Origin of the sequence: Citrobacter sp. RHBSTW-01013, from assembly GCF_013781985.1 — a bacterium.
Taxonomy (GTDB): Bacteria; Pseudomonadota; Gammaproteobacteria; order Enterobacterales; family Enterobacteriaceae; genus Citrobacter; species Citrobacter braakii.
The window spans coordinates 4,179,196-4,196,937 of sequence record NZ_CP056185.1 but is presented as its reverse complement, the minus strand read 5'-3'; the positions used below and the strand labels follow the sequence as shown (position 1 = coordinate 4,196,937).

Sequence of the window (17,742 nt, the reverse complement as noted above, 5' to 3'; positions counted from 1 at the left end):
TTCCCTTAACGATGACGGAATTCACGGTGTTCAGCACGGTCGCCGGATAGCTGGCGAGATGGCTGGTTGCGGGCGACCTGCCTGCTTTGAGCCCCTCGCTGCTGCTGCGCCTGCCAACTGGCGGAGCGACTGTCGTTGCCGCTCAGCGCATTGGCCCGCGGCTGGCTAGTCCGCTGTTGAAGATTGCGCTGCTGCACGTTGCGTTGCTGCGCTGGTTGCGTGACCCGTTTCTCTTGTCGCTGAGTGGTGGCCTGGCGATGTTCATGTTGCTGAGCGTTTGCCCGTTTTGCCGTTTGCGGTTTGGTATCGTAACCACGGTAGTTATTACGCTGGGAAATTTGCTTTAGTTGTTGGCTGGATGCCTGACGCTGGGCGTCTTTCGTTCCCGTACGCGCCGTCTGGGGGAAGGTTTTCCCCGTTGATTTTTCCATCTGGCTCAACGCTGCCTGACGCTGGCTATCACGGTTGACCGGTCTTTGCTGGGTTGAGCTTAGGCCCGTAGCCGTGTTAGTGGAGTGGAAGCGGTTATTGAGCTGGCTATTAGGGTACGGCACCCCTTCGCGATAGGCCGGGTTGTGCTGCCAGGTACGGTTGGCATCCGTCAGACGCTGTCCACTGATTTTATTGAAGTTATCTACGTTGATATTGATGTTGTTATCACCGTTGCGGTTATAGCCGCCATGGTTATCCCAGTCATCGTTATGATGGTGATCCCAGTCATCGTCGTCATCCCAGTCAATATTGCTGAAGATGGCATAAGTTGTGGCGACGCCGAGGCTGAAGCCTAAACCGTTAACGAAGCTGTTGCCAAACTGCTCGCCGGGCGTTGGCGGTAGATAGGTTGGCGGATAGGCGGTGTTCGGCCAGGTACCGTAAACCGTATTTGGGTTATAGGTGGGAACGTAAACTACCTGCGGGTCGGCGGATTCAATTTTGATTACCGTTGGGCTTGCTGAAGCAGCGGTCGTGGCTGTTGTGGTCGTTGACTCGCTGGTAACGGTTTTAGCCGGAGCTGCTTTGGCCACGGTGGTAACAGTCTGCTGCGGTGTTGATTGCAATGCTCCGGTCTGTTGCGCCAGCGCACGCAGGCGTTGAACGGAATCCATAACCTCTTTCGGCTGCGCAAGGAATGCATCGCCCAGGCTCTGTACCCACGGCGGATTTTCACCCATCAGCGACATCAACTGCGGAAACGCCACCAGCGATTTTACGCTGGGATCCCAGGGTTGGCTGGCAACGGCCTGAATGGCGGCATCACCCTGCATTTTGGGATTGTCTTTTGACCACTGCGCGGCCTGGATGACGTTCGCCGGGTAGGTTGAGGCCATCAAAATTTGCGACAGCAGTGAATCCGGATAGAGCGCGATAGGCGCAACCCACTGATCGATTTGTGCCGATGTGTACGTAGGGGCTGCGGTGGGCGCTGGTTGATCGGCCGGGGCAGGGGCCGCTACGGGAGCTGGAGCCGGTGCGGACGGTTGCTGTGCGACGGGGGCTGGAGCTGCTGGCTCCGTTGCGCGACTTTTAACGAACATCACGCCAGAGGCGGCAAACAGCCCGGCACTGCACAGAAGGACAAGCAGATGTGGCTTAAAGGGCAACTTCATAAAATGACTCCAACGAGACAAGCGCTGTGCCGTGAGGCGTTCTGTTGCCGCGAGTATTATTCACCCGTGTTAGATAGTTTTGACTTTTATTGGGGATTCACCCGGCAGGTCCGGAAAAAGAGTGTGAAGATTTATTACACAATTATATCTGATGGCTGAAAAATCGCTGGAATATTCAGCATGTCGCGCTTGAAAATCAACCGTTTCACATCGTTTTTAGGGAGCCTAAATTACGCCCTGCCTTGTCGCTACACTATTCTTAACGATTCAGCCAATTTTTTATGTTGCTTTTTTGTAAACGGATTAACACTTAATGAAAATCCTGTTATTGTGCCTTACGCGGTACCGGGCATTTACCCTACTAACTACTGTCTCACAGGAGCGTGAAGAGAATCGCCCATCTACAAAAGCGCCGCATTATGACAATGAGAGCGAGGAGATATCGTCGTGCTAGAAGAATACCGTAAGCACGTAGCTGAGCGTGCTGCCCAGGGGATTGTGCCAAAACCGTTAGACGCAACCCAAATGGCCGCACTTGTCGAGCTGCTGAAGACCCCGCCTGTGGGCGAAGAAGAATTCCTGTTAGACCTGTTGATCAACCGCGTTCCTCCTGGCGTAGATGAAGCCGCTTATGTTAAAGCGGGTTTTCTCGCTGCCGTCGCGAAAGGCGACACCACCTCCCCGCTGGTGACTCCAGAAAAAGCCATTGAACTGCTGGGCACCATGCAGGGTGGTTACAACATTCATCCGCTGATCGACGCGCTTGACGACGCAAAACTGGCGCCGATTGCCGCCAAAGCGCTCTCTTCAACGCTGCTGATGTTCGATAACTTCTACGATGTAGAAGAAAAAGCCAAAGCGGGCAACGAATACGCGAAGCAGGTAATGCAGTCCTGGGCCGATGCCGAATGGTTCCTGAACCGTCCAGCTCTGGCTGAAAAAATCACCGTTACCGTGTTTAAAGTGACGGGTGAAACCAACACCGATGACCTCTCTCCGGCACCGGACGCATGGTCTCGCCCGGATATCCCTCTGCACGCGCTGGCGATGCTGAAAAATGCCCGTGAAGGTATCGAACCGGACCAGCCGGGCGCGGTAGGCCCGATCAAACAGATTGAAGAACTGCAGAAAAAAGGCTACCCGCTGGCTTATGTGGGTGACGTTGTTGGTACCGGCTCTTCGCGTAAATCTGCAACCAACTCCGTACTGTGGTTCATGGGCGATGATATCCCTCATGTACCGAACAAGCGCGGCGGCGGTCTGTGTCTCGGCGGCAAAATTGCACCGATCTTCTTCAATACCATGGAAGATGCGGGCGCACTGCCAATCGAAGTGGACGTCTCGAACATGAACATGGGCGACGTGATTGACGTTTACCCGTTCAAAGGAGAAGTGCGTAACCACGAAACCGGCGAATTGCTGGCAAGCTTTGAGCTGAAAACTGATGTGCTGATCGACGAAGTGCGCGCTGGTGGCCGTATTCCGCTGATCATCGGTCGTGGCCTGACCACCAAAGCGCGCGAAGCGCTGGGACTGCCGCACAGCGACGTATTCCGTCAGGCGAAAGACGTGGCGGAAAGCAGCCGCGGCTTCTCTCTGGCGCAGAAAATGGTGGGCCGCGCCTGCGGCGTGAAAGGTATCCGTCCGGGCGCGTACTGCGAACCGAAGATGACCTCCGTGGGTTCTCAGGATACCACCGGCCCGATGACCCGTGATGAACTGAAAGACCTGGCGTGCCTGGGCTTCTCTGCTGACCTGGTGATGCAGTCCTTCTGTCACACTGCCGCGTATCCGAAGCCGGTTGACGTGACCACGCACCACACTCTGCCGGACTTCATCATGAACCGTGGCGGCGTGTCGCTGCGTCCGGGCGATGGCGTAATCCACTCCTGGCTGAACCGCATGCTGTTGCCGGATACCGTCGGCACCGGCGGTGACTCCCATACTCGTTTCCCGATTGGCATCTCCTTCCCGGCGGGTTCTGGCCTGGTGGCGTTTGCTGCTGCGACCGGCGTGATGCCGCTGGATATGCCGGAATCCGTTCTGGTGCGTTTCAAAGGCAAAATGCAGCCGGGGATTACCCTGCGCGATCTGGTACACGCCATTCCGCTGTACGCGATCAAACAGGGTCTGCTGACCGTTGAGAAGAAAGGTAAGAAAAACATCTTCTCTGGCCGCATCCTCGAAATCGAAGGTCTGCCGGATCTGAAAGTGGAGCAGGCGTTCGAACTGACCGATGCCTCCGCTGAACGTTCCGCTGCCGGTTGTACCATCAAACTGAACAAAGAGCCGATCGTTGAGTATCTGAACTCTAACATCGTTCTGCTGAAGTGGATGATCGCTGAAGGTTACGGCGATCGCCGTACGCTGGAGCGTCGTGTGCAGGGGATGGAAAAATGGCTGGCGGATCCGCAATTGCTGGAAGCCGACGCTGACGCAGAATACGCGGCGGTGATCGACATCGATCTGGCGGATATCAAAGAGCCAATCCTGTGTGCACCGAACGATCCGGACGACGCGCGTCTGCTGTCTGACGTGCAGGGCGAGAAGATCGATGAAGTCTTCATCGGCTCCTGCATGACCAACATCGGCCACTTCCGTGCGGCGGGTAAACTGCTGGATGCACACAAAGGCCAGTTGCCGACGCGTCTGTGGGTGGCTCCGCCAACCCGTATGGATGCGGCGCAGCTGACCGAAGAAGGCTACTACAGCGTGTTTGGTAAGAGCGGTGCGCGTATTGAGATCCCAGGCTGTTCGCTGTGCATGGGTAACCAGGCGCGTGTGGCTGACGGCGCAACGGTGGTCTCGACCTCTACCCGTAACTTCCCGAACCGTTTAGGTACCGGGGCGAACGTCTACCTGGCTTCTGCGGAGCTGGCGGCGGTTGCGGCGCTGATTGGCAAACTGCCGACGGCGGAAGAGTATCAGACCTATGTGGCGCAGGTTGATAAGACGGCGGTGGATACTTACCGTTATCTGAACTTCGACCAGCTGTCTCAGTATACTGAGAAAGCCGATGGTGTGATTTTCCAGACCGCGGTGTAATACGCTAACGCGATTTGTGTAAAAACGCATCAATGCCCGGAGAAGTCTGCTTCTCCGGGCATTTTTATTTCTATTCCTTATACCCGCTACGCTTTTTTTCTGCCGCGCTGCTGCGATAATTACAGCAAGGTGCAATGCGGTATTGGCGCATTGCCGGGAGCAGAGGAAGACATTATGGATTACGAATTTCTGCGCGATATTACCGGAGTGGTAAAAGTGCGTATGTCCATGGGCCACGAGGTGGTGGGGCACTGGTTTAACGAAGAAGTGAAAGAGAACCTGGCCTTACTTGATGAAGTGGAACAGGCGGCGCATGCGGTGAAGGGCAGTGAGCGCTCCTGGCAGCGAGCAGGGCATGAATACACGCTCTGGCTGGATGGTGAAGAGGTGATGGTGCGCGCCAATCAGCTGGAATTCTCCGGAGATGAAATGGAAGAGGGGATGAGCTACTACGACGAAGAGAGCTTTTCACTTTGCGGCGTAGAGGACTTTCTTCAGGTCGTGGCGGCTTATCGTGAATTTTTAAAGCAAAAATGATCTTCTTAGGGTTGTGTAATTAACTGGGAGGTTTTAAATTTAGACATCTTGTGAATTAACAAGATGTCTAAATTTTATGGATGAAAGTAAATCAGAAACAGGGATTATCAATCATGAGTTATCTAAAGATAAGTGGGTTTAAAAATAGTAAATGGGCTGTTACTGCGGTTCTTGTTTTTGTTAATTTTGTTTTCTTTGTTTTTTCGGCTTATTTGGATTCGCGGGCGTTTAATTTATATCAAGCATCCTCATTCATCATTGCATGGGGAGGGAATGCGTCTCCGTTAACCCTATCAGGTGAATACTGGAGACTTTTAAGTAGCATGTTTATGCATTTAAGTGTTTTTCATTTTTTCTCTAATATGATTGCACTACTTGGGATTGGTTTTTTGTTTGAAAACATGTTTTCACGTAGAGTTTTTATTGCTGTCTATATGTTATCTGGTATCGCTGGAGGGATATTAAGTGCTGTAGTTCATCGATATGAGTTGATAGTTAGTTGTGGAGCATCAGGAGCCATTCTTGGTATTACCGGCTATTTGCTAGCTTTTGGATTGTGTAACAAGATCGAGCTTCCATTTTCTAAAATTTTCACCAATGTTATTATTGTAATATGTTTAGGATTATTTCTGCCTGTAGATAACATGGCACATTTGGGTGGTTTTGTTACTGGGTTCGTCTTAGGTGCCCTAAGTGTAGATGGGAAGACCCATTTTTTTAAAAAACCAGGCAAGGTTTCAATAATTCTGATCATGACAGTGTGTATAATTGAAGGTGCTGTGTTTGCTAAATATTCAATTCCTGAGAATATTAAGTTCGTTCGACTTTCTAGATTAGAGTTTATTGTGAAAGACATGCGAGAGGGGGCCCCAGACCAACCGATAGATTTTAGATTTTTTAACCAATGTGTTGATGCTAGTGTTGAAAGCGGAAGTATTGTTCGATCTGAACTAATCGACTGTGAAAAAATGAGGGGGTTGTTTTATAAATATGGCTTAAGAATTAAAGAGCGTATTGAAGAGGATTTGAATAATTGTATAAATATTACTGAGGATCTGCGTTCTGAAAAGATAAGTGAAACTGAAAAACATAGTATAGAAATAATTAGTAATTATTGCGTGGCCCGACAAAAACTTGTTAATATTTCTTTTAAAAATTATCCAAATTCATCTGTAGATATCAAAAAATATTTTGAAGCTGAACATCAATTTAACGAATCAGTGATCGTGAATGATAACTCTAGTAAAATATTTGAGAATATCCCTGAATTAATATTTAATGCTGTTTCTTTAGAGCGGTGCAGAACTACAATTTGTCGTCGGTGGTAATAAACAATTTTTGTCACAAGACCTGTGTTGAAAATCGGTGTCTGAATGTGAAGTTAGATAAAATTACTTGTATATTATGGGGGGAGTAGATTTCGCGTATCTCTCTCCAGAGCAGACCGGTGATGACATTAGGTTCCTCTTCTCTAAACTCTTTCGGTTCAGTATGGGACGTGCAGTGCTGAAGGTAGATTTCTTTCAGTAAAATCTTAGTATGAAAGATATTTTCCTTGTTCACGTCGTAGGTGAAGTCGCGAACGTGGTACTTCACTCGGTATAGCGTCGTCCCCCCTCCTGATAATCAGCATATTCCTGGCATGGCTATGGGCCAATACAGGAACGTGGGCCATCATTTCATGATTCATAAACTCATCGCGCTCGGTGATTTGCACCACGTCATCCAGCAGCCAAAATCTTCGTTTTCAAAAATGATGTGATCTTGGTGATCCAAAGTAAACAATGACAGGGAATGCCCAGTCATTGTTTCAATAGACGTTTCAGTGGATAGAGGCTATTTTACGTAAGCCAACAGGCTCAGGGAGTCACGTGCCAGCGCTTTGCATTTCTTGGCCGTTGGGATGCCTATACCGCTGAGGTCGCGGTAGCTGTCTTCACCCAACGCTTTCATATTGAAGGTGTCGTAATTACTCAGGTCCCACTGGTTTTGCTGGGCAAAAAAGACCAGTGCGCGACGAATCTGCCCATTTGGCAAATTCTGGTATCCACAGTCATTTTTCAGAAAAACAAAAACTGCCGTTAAATCGGCCATATCTTCGGCTTCGGACTCACTAAGCGCGTAGCTGTTTGCGCATACGGCCATCAGGCTGCCGAACAAAACGGTTCTGAAAAACGTCTTCATTGCTTCTACCACTGCATCACGGAATTTAAACGTTAGCACACTGCGAGCGAAGCGACGACCTTTATTATTAGCCGTTTACTTGACCTTCCCGTAAGGGGAAGGCTTATGCTTAAAAGATAGCCTGCTTAAGCTGCTGAATATAAGGAAGTGATTATGCAACGTCGTGACTTTTTAAAGTACTCCGTGGCGCTGGGCGTCGCGTCAGCGTTACCTCTGTGGAGCCGGAGCGTATTTGCTGCAGACCGTCCCGCATTACCCATTCCAGACCTGTTAACCGCAGATGCCTCTAACCGTATGCAGCTGATCGTGCAAGCCGGACAGTCGAGTTTTGCAGGTAAAACAGCCACGACCTGGGGATATAACGGCAGTTTGCTCGGGCCGGCGGTCAAGCTGAGCAAAGGGCAATCGGTGACGGTGGATATCCATAACCAGCTTGCCGAAGAGACGACGTTGCACTGGCACGGGCTGGAAATCCCCGGTGAAGTCGACGGTGGCCCGCAAGGTATTATTCCGGCGGGTGGGAAACGTTCTGTGACCTTCACACCGGATCAGCGCGCGGCAACTTGCTGGTTCCACCCGCATCAGCATGGGAAGACTGGTCATCAGGTGGCGATGGGCCTGGCCGGACTGGTGCTGATTGAAGATGAAGAGATTCGCAAGCTGCTGCTGCCTAAGCAGTGGGGCATTGATGATGTGCCGGTGATTATTCAGGATAAACAGTTCTCTGCTGATGGCCAGGTTAACTATCAACTGGACATCATGACCGCTGCCGTCGGTTGGTTTGGCGATACGCTGCTGACCAATGGGGCGATTTATCCTCAGCATGCTGCACCGCGCGGTTGGCTGCGCCTGCGTCTGCTAAATGGTTGTAACGCACGCTCACTGAATATCGCGGCCAGCGACAATCGTCCTTTGTACGTTATTGCCAGCGACGGCGGACTGTTGGTGGAGCCAGTAAAAGTAACCGAACTTCCTATGCTGATGGGCGAACGCTTTGAAGTGCTGGTGGATGTGAGCGACGGTAAAGCGTTTGATCTGGTCACTCTGCCTGTGGGTCAGATGGGCATGGCGATTGCGCCATTTGATAAGCCGCATCCGGTGATGCGCGTTCAGCCGCTGCTGATTACCGCTTCCGGCACGTTGCCGGATACGCTGACATCCATGCCGGCGCAGCCATCGCTTGAGGGGCTGACGGTGCGCAAACTGCAATTATCGATGGACCCAATGCTCGACATGATGGGCATGCAAATGTTGATGAAGAAGTACGGCGCTCAGACTATGGCGGGTATGGATCATGGCAAGATGATGGGCCATATGAATAATGACAATATGGGCCACGGGAACATGAAGCATGGCAATATGAACCATGGTGAGATGGGGAATATGCAGCATGGTGACATGGGCAACATGAAGCATGGAACATTCGATTTCCATAATGCCAACCGGATTAATGGTCAGGCGTTTGATATGAATAAACCGATGTTTGCCGCGGCGAAAGGTCAACACGAACGCTGGGTGATTTCCGGGCAGGGCGACATGATGCTGCATCCGTTCCACATTCACGGCACGCAGTTCCGTATTCTGTCTGAAAATGGCAAAGCGCCTGCTGCGCACCGCGCGGGATGGAAAGATACGGTGCGGGTAGAGGGCGGCGTGAGCGAGGTGCTGGTGAAATTTGACCACGACGCGCCAAAGGAACATGCCTATATGGCGCACTGCCATTTGTTAGAGCATGAAGACACCGGGATGATGCTCGGTTTTACCGTATAAACAGCGGCGGATAGCGGTGGCGCTATCCGCTAAATGTTTATTTCAAAAACGGATTATTACTCTATCGTCGAGTAAAGGCATTCATATACTGATGAGGTTACTCACTCATCACGAGGTATTCATGACCCTTTTGCGTAAAGTACTGACGGCATCTTTTATTATGCTTCTGGCGGTTTCGGCACAGGCTGCGATGAAGATGGAACGCCAACAGATTTCAAAACTGAATTTAAGTCTCGAAATTCCGCAGACGCTCACGCCAATGCCGGACGAAATGGCAAAAATCAAATATCCTTCTGAAAACCGTCCTCAGGTGATTTACGGTGACGAACGCGGTAAAGCGTCTCTAGGTATTACCGCCGGGCGCAACGCGTTGCCTGCCGCTCAGTTGGATATGGCAAAGGATGCGACGCTGAAGATGCTGACCAATTTCAAGCCGCAGGCGGAACCTGTCACGGTTGATGGACATAAAGCGTGGCTGATTACTTTCCGTTCTCAAGCGCCGGATACTGAAATTCTCAATATGCTGCTGATTACCTCGCAAAACGAGAAAGCGGTGCAGGTCTCCTTCAATATGACCAAAGATCTGGTGGCTCAGTATCAGGAAGCCGCAAAAGCGTCGTTACTGTCACTGAAGTTTGAATAAAAAAACGCCCGCTGATTAGCGGGCGTTGTCCATTTTACTTCGCGTCGTCCGGCAACGCATATGCCACAATATAATCGCCCATCTTGGTGCCAAATGAGCCGTGGCCCCCGGCGGATATCACCACATATTGCTTACCGTTAACTTCATACGTCATCGGCGTTGCCTGGCCGCCTGCCGGAAGCCGACCCTGCCACAGTTTTTCACCGTTGCTCATGTTGTATGCGCGCAGATAGTTATCGGCAGTCGCGGCTATAAACAGCACGTTACCCGCGGTGGAGATAGGTCCACCCAGCATCGGCATCCCCATATTGAACGGCACCGGAACCGGCATTGGGAATGGCATGCTGTCCTGTGGCGTACCAATGCGTTTTTTCCACACCACTTGATTGGTTTTCAGATCTACGGCGGAAATGTAGCCCCATGCTGGCTGTTTACACGGCAGACCAAATGGTGAAAGGAACGGATTGAGCGTTACGCCGAACGGTACGCCGTACTGCGGCTGAATACCTGACTCCGTGCCAGTACCTTTGGCATCTTTCGGCGGCTCCATCGGATTGCCGGGACCGCGTGGGATCAGCTTAGAAACGAACGGCAGCGCCATCGGGTTGGCAATGGCTACCTGACGGTTGGGATCAACGGAAATACCGCCCCATTCGAACATGCCGAGGTTACCCGGGAACACCAGAGTGCCTTGCTCTGAAGGCGGGGTAAAAATGCCTTCATAGCGCAGCTGGTGGAACATTACGCGGCACACCAACTGGTCAAACATGGTTGCGCCCCACATATCCGCACCACTGAGATCTTTTTGCGGACGGAAACTGAGATCGGAGAACGGCTGGGTTTTGCTGACATAATCACCTTTGGCTGCACCTTGCGGCACCGGTTTTTCCGGGGCAGGCACCACCAGTTCACCATTACGGCGGTCGAGCACAAAGATATTACCGGTTTTTGCCGGGGCATAAATGACCGGAATTTTCTCTCCATTGACGTTGATATCCGCCAGGGTTGGCTGCGCCGGTAAGTCCATATCCCACAGATCGTGGTGAACGGTCTGATAGCTCCAGGCCAATTTCCCGGTCGTGGCATTTAACGCCAGAATGGCGCTGGCGTAACGTTCCTGTTCCGGTGTGCGGTTACCGCCCCAGATATCCGGCGTGGTAACGCCCATGGGCAGATACACCAGATCCAGCTTCGCGTCGTAGGCCGCGGGCGCCCAGGAGTTGGGTGAGTTAAAGGTGAAGGTATGTTCATCTGACGGGATGAAATTAGGATCCTTGGCACCGGGATCAAACGCCCACAGAAGCTTGCCGTTATTGACGTCAAAACCACGTATCACCCCGGATGTTTCGCGGGTTGAGTAGTTATCGGTTACCGACCCGGCAATAACGATAGTTTTATCGGTGATTATCGGGGGAGACGTTGGTTCGTACAGGCCCGGTGAGGTATCCGGCATATTGGTCTGCAGATTCAAAATACCTTTATTGGCGAAGGTTTCGCACAGCTTGCCGGTCTCGGCATTCAAGGCAAACAGTCGACCATCATTTACCGGCAAAAGGATGCGGCGCGGACAGTCGGCCATCACCTCTGCAGAAGCCGTATCCGGTCTGGCTTCATGATAAGAAACGCCGCGACAGGTTACGTGCTGGAAGCTGGTATTGGTATTGAGTTGGGGATCGAAATGCCACTTCTCTTTCCCGCTGGCCGCATCCAGGGCGAACAGCCGCTGGTGGGCGGTACATAGATAAAGAGTATCCCCTACTTTTATTGGCGTGACTTCATTGGTGATTTCACCGGGATCGTTGGGTTGTTTTAAATCCCCGGTACGAAATACCCAGGCTTCTTTCAACTGATGAACGTTGCCAGCGTTAATTTGTTTTAACGGTGAGTAGCGCTGACCTTCCTGATTGCGACCGTAAGCCGGCCAATCCTCGTCGGCAACCGCTGAGATTGCATCGGCCTGAGAGGTATCTGCACTCAGCGTGCCGTGAACCTCTTGTGGATCGTTGAAGCCAGCCCAGGTCAGGATACCGCCGCTAATCAGCAAGGCCACCACCAGCGCTGCTACTGCGCCCCTGGAAGGGATAATCAGGCGATGCCAGACGAAAGGCAGGATAAGCCAGATACCAAAGAAGACCAGGATGTCGCTACGCGGCGTCAGCGCCCAGAAATCAAAGCCGACTTCCCAGACGCCCCAAATCATGGTGGCGAGAAGCAGGGCGGCATACAGCCAAAGGGCGGATCGGTTACTGCGCCACAGCAGGAGAGCCACACCGAGCATGGCAAGGCCCGCGATCGGGTAATACCAGGAGCCACCGATGGCGACCAGCCAGCCTCCACCAATCAGGAGATATAGTCCACAAAGTGCCGCAAACAGGGCGCTCAGGGTCACGATAAGCTGTTGAGAACGTACGTTGTTATTTGCCATAAAAAATACCATCACAGGTGTTATTTCTTTAATAGCAGTTAATTATAGGAGCTAAAACGCGTGATAAACGTCACATTATGAACTTTATCAACAGATGCCGCGTATGAATGCTTTTGCTGGTATACTGCGTGCCTTGCGCTTAGATGCTGGCTTATTAAAAGTTAGCATTGAGTGATTTGTTTTTAAATCATATGGTTAGAGATATGAAACATACTGTTGAAGTCATGATCCCGGAAGCGGAGATCAAAGCGCGTATTGCTGAACTGGGACGTCAGATTAACGAACGTTACAAGGACAGCGGCAGCGATATGGTGCTGGTTGGTCTGTTACGCGGCTCATTTATGTTTATGGCCGACCTGTGCCGTGAAGTGCATGTCTCCCACGAAGTCGATTTCATGACTGCTTCCAGCTATGGCAGCGGAATGTCCACCACGCGCGATGTTAAAATCCTGAAAGACCTGGATGAAGACATTCGTGGCAAGGACGTGCTGATTGTCGAAGACATCATCGACTCCGGTAATACGTTGTCCAAAGTGCGTGAGATTCTGAGCCTGCGCGAGCCGAAATCCCTGGCTATTTGTACGCTGCTGGACAAACCTACCCGTCGTGAAGTGGATGTTCCGGTTGAGTTTATCGGATTCTCTATCCCAGATGAGTTTGTTGTCGGCTATGGCATTGACTATGCCCAGCGTTATCGCCATTTGCCGTACGTTGGCAAAGTGGTGCTGCTGGACGAGTAATGTCGGGAGCGCCTGATGGCGCTTTGCTTATTCGGCCTGCACGATACTTCCCCGCAGGCCGAAAAGCGACTTAAGCGTCGCTGCCGCTTGTTGGTATCTGCTTGTGATTGGTATGTTTCTGGCTGAGGTTAGACAGCCCCTGGCGATAGCGCTGCTCCAGCGTCTCGCGACTGGTGGCGGTGACGTCCAGATCGCGCAGCAGGCCATCATGAATACCGTAAGCCCAGCCGTGAATGGTAACTTTCTGACCGCGCTTCCAGGCTGAACGCATGATGGTTGAGTGGCCCAAGTTGTAGACCTGCTCCATTACATTCAGTTCGCACAGGGTGTCAATGCGACGTTCCTGCGGCATTTCGCCCAGCAGTGAACTGTGTTTAAACCAGATATCGCGAATATGCAGTAACCAGTTATCAATCAGCCCCTGTTCTTTATTTTCAATAGCTGCCTGTACGCCACCACATCCATAGTGGCCGCAAATAATAATATGTTCCACTTCCAGCACATCCACCGCATACTGAACCACTGAGAGACAGTTCAGGTCGGTGTGAATAACCAGATTGGCAACATTACGGTGAACAAATAATTCACCCGGCTCAAGACCGGTTAAACGTTCTGCGGGAACGCGACTGTCGGAACATCCAATCCATAAAAAGCGCGGATTTTGTGCGTGAGTCAGCGTTTCAAAAAATCCGGGATCCTCTTCTACCAGCATCTTTGACCATAGCGCGTTGTTGCTGATGAGTGTATCTATGTCTTTCATGGAGGCTGTAACCAATTGAATTGCGTTGCGCTAATATAGGTTAACTCCTGATTTATTAAAACCAAATATCAAGCATTAGAATGTAAGGTAAGTAAAAAACCATGACCATTGCTCTGGAACTTCAACAACTTAAAAAAACCTATCCCGGTGGCGTTCAGGCGTTACGCGGAATAGATTTGCAAGTCGAAGCGGGGGATTTTTATGCGCTTTTGGGACCGAATGGCGCAGGCAAGTCCACCACCATCGGGATAATCAGCTCGCTGGTGAATAAAACCTCTGGGCGGGTGAGCGTCTTCGGATACGATCTTGAAAAAGATACCGTTAATGCGAAACGCCAGCTTGGTCTGGTACCGCAGGAGTTTAACTTTAACCCGTTTGAAACCGTGCAGCAGATCGTAGTCAACCAGGCGGGTTATTACGGCGTTGAGTATAAAGAGGCGGTCAAACGCAGCGAATTATATTTAAAGCAGCTCGATTTATGGGAAAAACGTAACGAGCGCGCGCGCATGCTCTCCGGCGGGATGAAACGCCGTCTGATGATTGCCCGCGCACTAATGCACGAGCCTAAATTACTCATCCTTGATGAACCGACGGCGGGGGTCGACATTGAGCTGCGTCGTTCAATGTGGGGTTTTTTAAAGGATTTAAACGACAAAGGCACCACGATTATTCTGACCACTCACTATCTCGAAGAAGCGGAAATGCTGTGTCGCAACATCGGCATTATTCAGCACGGCGAGCTGGTGGAAAACACCTCGATGAAGAGTCTGCTCTCTAAGCTGAAATCCGAGACCTTTATTCTCGATCTGGCGCCGAAAAGCCCGCTGCCAAAACTGGAGGGCTATCAATACCGGCTGGTGGATACCTCCACGCTGGAAGTGGAAGTCCTGCGTGAACAGGGGGTAAACAGCGTGTTCTCACAGCTGAGCGCCCAGGGCATTCAGGTATTGAGTATGCGAAACAAAGCGAACCGACTGGAAGAACTGTTTGTTTCTCTGGTGCATGAAAAACAAGGAGATCGCGCATGATGCAGCTTTATTGGGTTGCGCTGAAAAGCATCTGGGCGAAAGAGATCCACCGCTTTATGCGTATCTGGGTCCAGACTCTGGTTCCTCCCGTCATTACTATGACGCTCTATTTTATTATCTTTGGTAACCTGATCGGCTCGCGTATCGGCGAAATGCATGGTTTTAGCTACATGCAGTTTATCGTGCCAGGGCTGATTATGATGGCGGTAATTACCAACTCGTACGCCAACGTGGCATCGTCATTCTTCAGCGCCAAGTTTCAACGCAACATTGAAGAGCTACTGGTCGCTCCGGTACCGACGCACGTGATCATCGCCGGTTTTGTTGGCGGCGGCGTGGCGCGTGGCCTGTGCGTAGGGATCCTGGTAACAGCGATTTCGCTGTTCTTCGTGCCGTTCCAGGTGCATTCCTGGGTCTTTGTGGCGCTTACGCTGGTGTTAACAGCGGTGCTGTTTTCGCTGGCCGGTCTGTTGAACGCGGTTTTCGCTAAAACCTTTGACGATATCAGCCTGATCCCAACCTTCGTGCTGACTCCGCTGACCTATCTGGGCGGCGTTTTCTATTCGTTAACGCTGCTGCCGCCATTCTGGCAGGGACTGTCCCATCTGAACCCGATTGTCTACATGATTAGCGGTTTCCGTTACGGCTTCCTGGGGATCCACGATGTTCCGCTGGTCACCACCTTTGGCGTGCTGGTGGTGTTTATCGCGGCGTTTTATTTGCTGTGCTGGTACCTGATTCAGCGCGGACGCGGCCTGCGCAGCTAAGTCTTTCTTCCTCTCCTTACCCAGGAGAGGAAGACTTTTGATGCTTATCACCATTACGGATTTATCACCCTGATAAACTACTTGCCTGCTAAGGAGGTAGGCAATGCTAGGTTGGGTAATTACCTGTCATGATGATAAGGCACAGGATATGCTGCATCGTCTGGAGAAAAAGTACGGCCCGTTGGTTCAATGCCAGGCGGTGAGTTTTTGGCGTGGGCTTAGCTCGAATATGCTAAGCCGCATGATGTGCCATGCCCTGCATGCTACAGACTCTGGCGAGGGTGTGATATTCCTGACGGATATGGCCGGGGCCGCGCCTTACCGCGTGGCTTCGTTAATGAGCCATAAACATCCCCAGTGTGAAGTGATTTCAGGTATCAGTTATCCATTGCTTGAGCGAATGCTTTCGTCGCGGGAATCGATGAGCAGTTCTGCGTTTCGTGATAGCATCGTTGCGCTTGGCGGGCCCGAAGTCTCTAGCCTCTGGCATCAACAACAGAAAAATCCCCCCTTCGTGTTGAAGCATGATTTGTATGAGTATTAATCATTGGTATTGATGGCGCTTTTGCTACAATAGCCGGGGTTTCTCGCCTCGGTTATCTCATATGGTGATGCGCGTTCTGCTTGTTTTATTGCTCCTGTTTTCTGGCAGCATAGCTGCGGCTTTGCCTGCTCGCTACATGCAAACCACCGAAGCGGCCGCCGTGTGGGCGCAGATTGGCAACAAGATGGTGACGGTAGGAAATATTCGCGCCGGGCAGATCCTCGCCGTTGAGCCAATTGCGGCAGACTATTACGAATTTACCTTTGGTTTTGGTACCGGGTTTATTGATAAGGGGCATCTGGAGCCTGTGCAGGGGCGGCAGAAAGTCGACGATGGTCTGGGCGATCTCAATAAACCCCTCAGCAACCAAAGCCTGATCACCTGGAAAGATACGCCGGTTTATAACGCTCCGGATGTTGGTAGCGCCCCGTTTGGCGTGCTGGCGGATAATCTGCGTTATCCGGTTATCAGCAAGCTTAAAGACCGTCTCAACCAAACCTGGTACCAGATCCGTATTGGCGGCAGACTGGCCTATATCAGCGCTCTGGATGCGCAGGAAGACAACGGTATCCCGGTGTTAACCTATCACCATATTCTGCGCGATGAAGAGAATACCCGTTTTCGTCACACCTCCACGACAACCTCCGTACGCGCCTTCAGCAACCAGATGGCCTGGCTACAGGACCGCGGCTACACCACGTTGACGATGTACCAACTGGAAGGCTATGTTCGCAACAATATGAATCTCCCGGCGCGGGCGGTGGTGCTGACTTTTGATGATGGTCTGAAGTCGGTGAGTCGTTATGCTTACCCGATTCTGAAGCAGCACGGCATGAAGGCAACGGCGTTTATTATCTCCTCACGTATCAAGCGCCACCCGCAGAAGTGGGATCCGAAATCACTGCAGTTTATGAGCATCGCGGAACTGAATGAGATCAGAGACGTGTTCGACTTCCAGTCGCATACCCATTTTTTACATCGGGTTGATGCGAATCACCGGCCAATCCTGCTGAGTCGCAGCTATCACAATATTCTGTTTGATTTTGCCCGTTCGCGTCGGGCGTTGTCCCAGTTTAACCCTCACGTTCTTTATCTTTCTTACCCGTTTGGCGGCTATAACGCCACGGCAGTAAAAGCGGCAGGCGACGCGGGATTCCACATGGCGGTCACCACGGTGAGAGGGAAGGTTAAACCGGGGGATAATCCGTTCTTATTGAAAAGACTTTATATTTTAAGAACGGATTCGCTGGAGACGATGTCGCGGCTGATAAGTAATCAGCCGCAGGGGTAAGGGCTGTCAGGCAACCTGTACCGGAATGGCTTTCGCGGTGCGCTTCATTTCGTTGTCGCCTTCAAAATAGGCCACTTTCGGACGCCAGGTGCGGGCTTCTTCATCAGACATGGTGACGAAGCTGGCGATAATCACAATGTCGCCGACTTCAGCACAGTGTGCCGCTGCGCCGTTCACCGAGATGATTCTGGAGCCGCGTTCAGCCGCAATCGCATAGGTTGAGAAACGTTTACCGTTGGTCACGTTCCAGATATCAATAGCTTCGTTTTCCAGAATACCAGAGGCATCGAGGAAATCCTGGTCGATGGCGCAGGAGCCTTCGTAGTGCAGGTCCGCCTGCGTGACTTTTACGCGGTGGAGCTTGCCTTGCAGCATGGTGCGAATCATAACTTCTATACCCT

15 protein-coding genes and 2 pseudogenes are annotated in these 17,742 nt (G+C 51.4%); 10 read left to right on the top strand and 7 right to left on the bottom strand.

The features are described from left to right. Nucleotides 1-5 precede the first annotated feature (5 nt). Nucleotides 6-1,607, bottom strand: coding sequence for a DUF3300 domain-containing protein (locus tag HV350_RS20200; protein WP_181629209.1), 1,602 nt, complete (start codon nt 1,605-1,607; stop codon nt 6-8). Nucleotides 1,608-2,054: 447 nt separating this feature from the next. Between HV350_RS20200 and acnB the strand changes: the two genes are divergently transcribed. From acnB to HV350_RS20185, 3 genes are all read left to right on the top strand, one after another. Further along, a complete protein-coding gene (gene acnB / locus HV350_RS20195) occupies nt 2,055-4,652 on the top strand; it encodes a bifunctional aconitate hydratase 2/2-methylisocitrate dehydratase (RefSeq protein ID WP_016151723.1) in 2,598 nt (865 codons plus the stop codon). 174 nt (nt 4,653-4,826) lie between these two features. Next, a complete protein-coding gene (gene yacL / locus HV350_RS20190) occupies nt 4,827-5,189 on the top strand; it encodes a protein YacL (RefSeq protein WP_016155706.1) in 363 nt (120 codons plus the stop codon). A 113-nt stretch (nt 5,190-5,302) separates the two neighbouring features. After that, the gene (locus HV350_RS20185) at nt 5,303-6,517 is read left to right on the top strand and encodes a rhomboid family intramembrane serine protease (protein WP_181629208.1); all 1,215 of its coding nucleotides are present in this window, start codon (nt 5,303-5,305) and stop codon (nt 6,515-6,517) included. Between the two features lie 13 nt (nt 6,518-6,530). Here HV350_RS20185 and HV350_RS26730 read toward each other — a convergent pair. The 3 genes and pseudogenes from HV350_RS26730 to HV350_RS20180 form a co-directional block, all read right to left on the bottom strand. Further along, nucleotides 6,531-6,746, bottom strand: a pseudogene (locus HV350_RS26730) (hypothetical protein); the annotation flags it as partial. A 19-nt stretch (nt 6,747-6,765) separates the two neighbouring features. After that, a pseudogene (locus HV350_RS26725) lies at nt 6,766-6,962 on the bottom strand (polyamine aminopropyltransferase); the annotation flags it as partial. Between the two features lie 63 nt (nt 6,963-7,025). Beyond that, nucleotides 7,026-7,373: a YacC family pilotin-like protein gene (locus HV350_RS20180; RefSeq protein ID WP_003018667.1), complete on the bottom strand. Its 348-nt coding sequence runs from the start codon at nt 7,371-7,373 to the stop codon at nt 7,026-7,028. Nucleotides 7,374-7,526: 153 nt separating this feature from the next. Between HV350_RS20180 and cueO the strand changes: the two genes are divergently transcribed. Next, nucleotides 7,527-9,143 carry a multicopper oxidase CueO gene (gene cueO / locus HV350_RS20175; protein WP_181629206.1) on the top strand — a complete coding sequence of 539 codons (1,617 nt, stop codon included), beginning with the start codon at nt 7,527-7,529 and terminating at the stop codon, nt 9,141-9,143. Nucleotides 9,144-9,264: 121 nt separating this feature from the next. Further along, complete coding sequence (locus HV350_RS20170) at nt 9,265-9,786, top strand: hypothetical protein (protein WP_016155709.1); 522 nt, start codon at nt 9,265-9,267, stop codon at nt 9,784-9,786. A gap of 34 nt (nt 9,787-9,820) precedes the next feature. Here the strand turns inward: HV350_RS20170 and HV350_RS20165 are convergent, their stop codons facing one another. Continuing rightward, entirely contained in the window at nt 9,821-12,211 is a 2,391-nt protein-coding gene (locus tag HV350_RS20165) for a glucose/quinate/shikimate family membrane-bound PQQ-dependent dehydrogenase (protein WP_181629204.1), read from the bottom strand. Nucleotides 12,212-12,414: 203 nt separating this feature from the next. On the opposite strand from HV350_RS20165, the gene hpt reads away from it, so the two are divergent. Beyond that, nucleotides 12,415-12,951, top strand: coding sequence for a hypoxanthine phosphoribosyltransferase (gene hpt, locus HV350_RS20160; RefSeq protein WP_016151732.1), 537 nt, complete (start codon nt 12,415-12,417; stop codon nt 12,949-12,951). Between the two features lie 70 nt (nt 12,952-13,021). On the opposite strand, the gene can is transcribed toward hpt, so the two are convergent. Continuing rightward, nucleotides 13,022-13,711, bottom strand: a complete 690-nt coding sequence (can, locus tag HV350_RS20155; protein ID WP_016151733.1) for a carbonate dehydratase — start codon at nt 13,709-13,711, stop codon at nt 13,022-13,024. A gap of 101 nt (nt 13,712-13,812) precedes the next feature. Here can and HV350_RS20150 point away from each other — a divergent pair, with 101 nt between their 5' ends. The 4 genes from HV350_RS20150 to HV350_RS20135 all read left to right on the top strand — a co-directional run bounded on the left by HV350_RS20150 (nt 13,813) and on the right by HV350_RS20135 (nt 17,341). Continuing rightward, nucleotides 13,813-14,739 carry an ABC transporter ATP-binding protein gene (locus tag HV350_RS20150; RefSeq protein ID WP_046275357.1) on the top strand — a complete coding sequence of 309 codons (927 nt, stop codon included), beginning with the start codon at nt 13,813-13,815 and terminating at the stop codon, nt 14,737-14,739. Beyond that, nucleotides 14,736-15,506: an ABC transporter permease gene (locus HV350_RS20145; RefSeq protein WP_003829467.1), complete on the top strand. Its 771-nt coding sequence runs from the start codon at nt 14,736-14,738 to the stop codon at nt 15,504-15,506. Before HV350_RS20150 ends, HV350_RS20145 begins: the two co-directional genes overlap by 4 nt. Before the next feature lie 103 nt (nt 15,507-15,609). Further along, the gene (locus HV350_RS20140; RefSeq protein WP_016151735.1) at nt 15,610-16,050 is read left to right on the top strand and encodes a PTS sugar transporter subunit IIA; all 441 of its coding nucleotides are present in this window, start codon (nt 15,610-15,612) and stop codon (nt 16,048-16,050) included. A 61-nt stretch (nt 16,051-16,111) separates the two neighbouring features. Beyond that, the gene (locus HV350_RS20135) at nt 16,112-17,341 is read left to right on the top strand and encodes a polysaccharide deacetylase family protein (RefSeq protein WP_016151736.1); all 1,230 of its coding nucleotides are present in this window, start codon (nt 16,112-16,114) and stop codon (nt 17,339-17,341) included. Nucleotides 17,342-17,347: 6 nt separating this feature from the next. On the opposite strand, the gene panD is transcribed toward HV350_RS20135, so the two are convergent. After that, nucleotides 17,348-17,728, bottom strand: coding sequence for an aspartate 1-decarboxylase (gene panD / locus HV350_RS20130; protein ID WP_000621526.1), 381 nt, complete (start codon nt 17,726-17,728; stop codon nt 17,348-17,350). Between the last annotated feature and the right edge of the window lie 14 nt (nt 17,729-17,742).

Bases quoted from the DNA above. Each gene is read 5' to 3' on its own strand.
- HV350_RS20200 (WP_181629209.1), bottom strand. From the start codon at position 1,607: ATGAAGTTGCCCTTTAAGCCACATCTGCTTGTCCTTCTGTGCAGTGCC.
- yacL (WP_016155706.1), top strand. From the start codon at position 4,827: ATGGATTACGAATTTCTGCGCGATATTACCGGAGTGGTAAAAGTGCGT.
- HV350_RS20185 (WP_181629208.1), top strand. From the start codon at position 5,303: ATGAGTTATCTAAAGATAAGTGGGTTTAAAAATAGTAAATGGGCTGTT.
- HV350_RS20180 (WP_003018667.1), bottom strand. From the start codon at position 7,373: ATGAAGACGTTTTTCAGAACCGTTTTGTTCGGCAGCCTGATGGCCGTA.
- cueO (WP_181629206.1), top strand. From the start codon at position 7,527: ATGCAACGTCGTGACTTTTTAAAGTACTCCGTGGCGCTGGGCGTCGCG.
- HV350_RS20170 (WP_016155709.1), top strand. From the start codon at position 9,265: ATGACCCTTTTGCGTAAAGTACTGACGGCATCTTTTATTATGCTTCTG.
- HV350_RS20165 (WP_181629204.1), bottom strand. From the start codon at position 12,211: ATGGCAAATAACAACGTACGTTCTCAACAGCTTATCGTGACCCTGAGC.
- hpt (WP_016151732.1), top strand. From the start codon at position 12,415: ATGAAACATACTGTTGAAGTCATGATCCCGGAAGCGGAGATCAAAGCG.
- can (WP_016151733.1), bottom strand. From the start codon at position 13,711: ATGAAAGACATAGATACACTCATCAGCAACAACGCGCTATGGTCAAAG.
- HV350_RS20150 (WP_046275357.1), top strand. From the start codon at position 13,813: ATGACCATTGCTCTGGAACTTCAACAACTTAAAAAAACCTATCCCGGT.
- HV350_RS20145 (WP_003829467.1), top strand. From the start codon at position 14,736: ATGATGCAGCTTTATTGGGTTGCGCTGAAAAGCATCTGGGCGAAAGAG.
- HV350_RS20140 (WP_016151735.1), top strand. From the start codon at position 15,610: ATGCTAGGTTGGGTAATTACCTGTCATGATGATAAGGCACAGGATATG.
- HV350_RS20135 (WP_016151736.1), top strand. From the start codon at position 16,112: ATGGTGATGCGCGTTCTGCTTGTTTTATTGCTCCTGTTTTCTGGCAGC.
- panD (WP_000621526.1), bottom strand. From the start codon at position 17,728: ATGATTCGCACCATGCTGCAAGGCAAGCTCCACCGCGTAAAAGTCACG.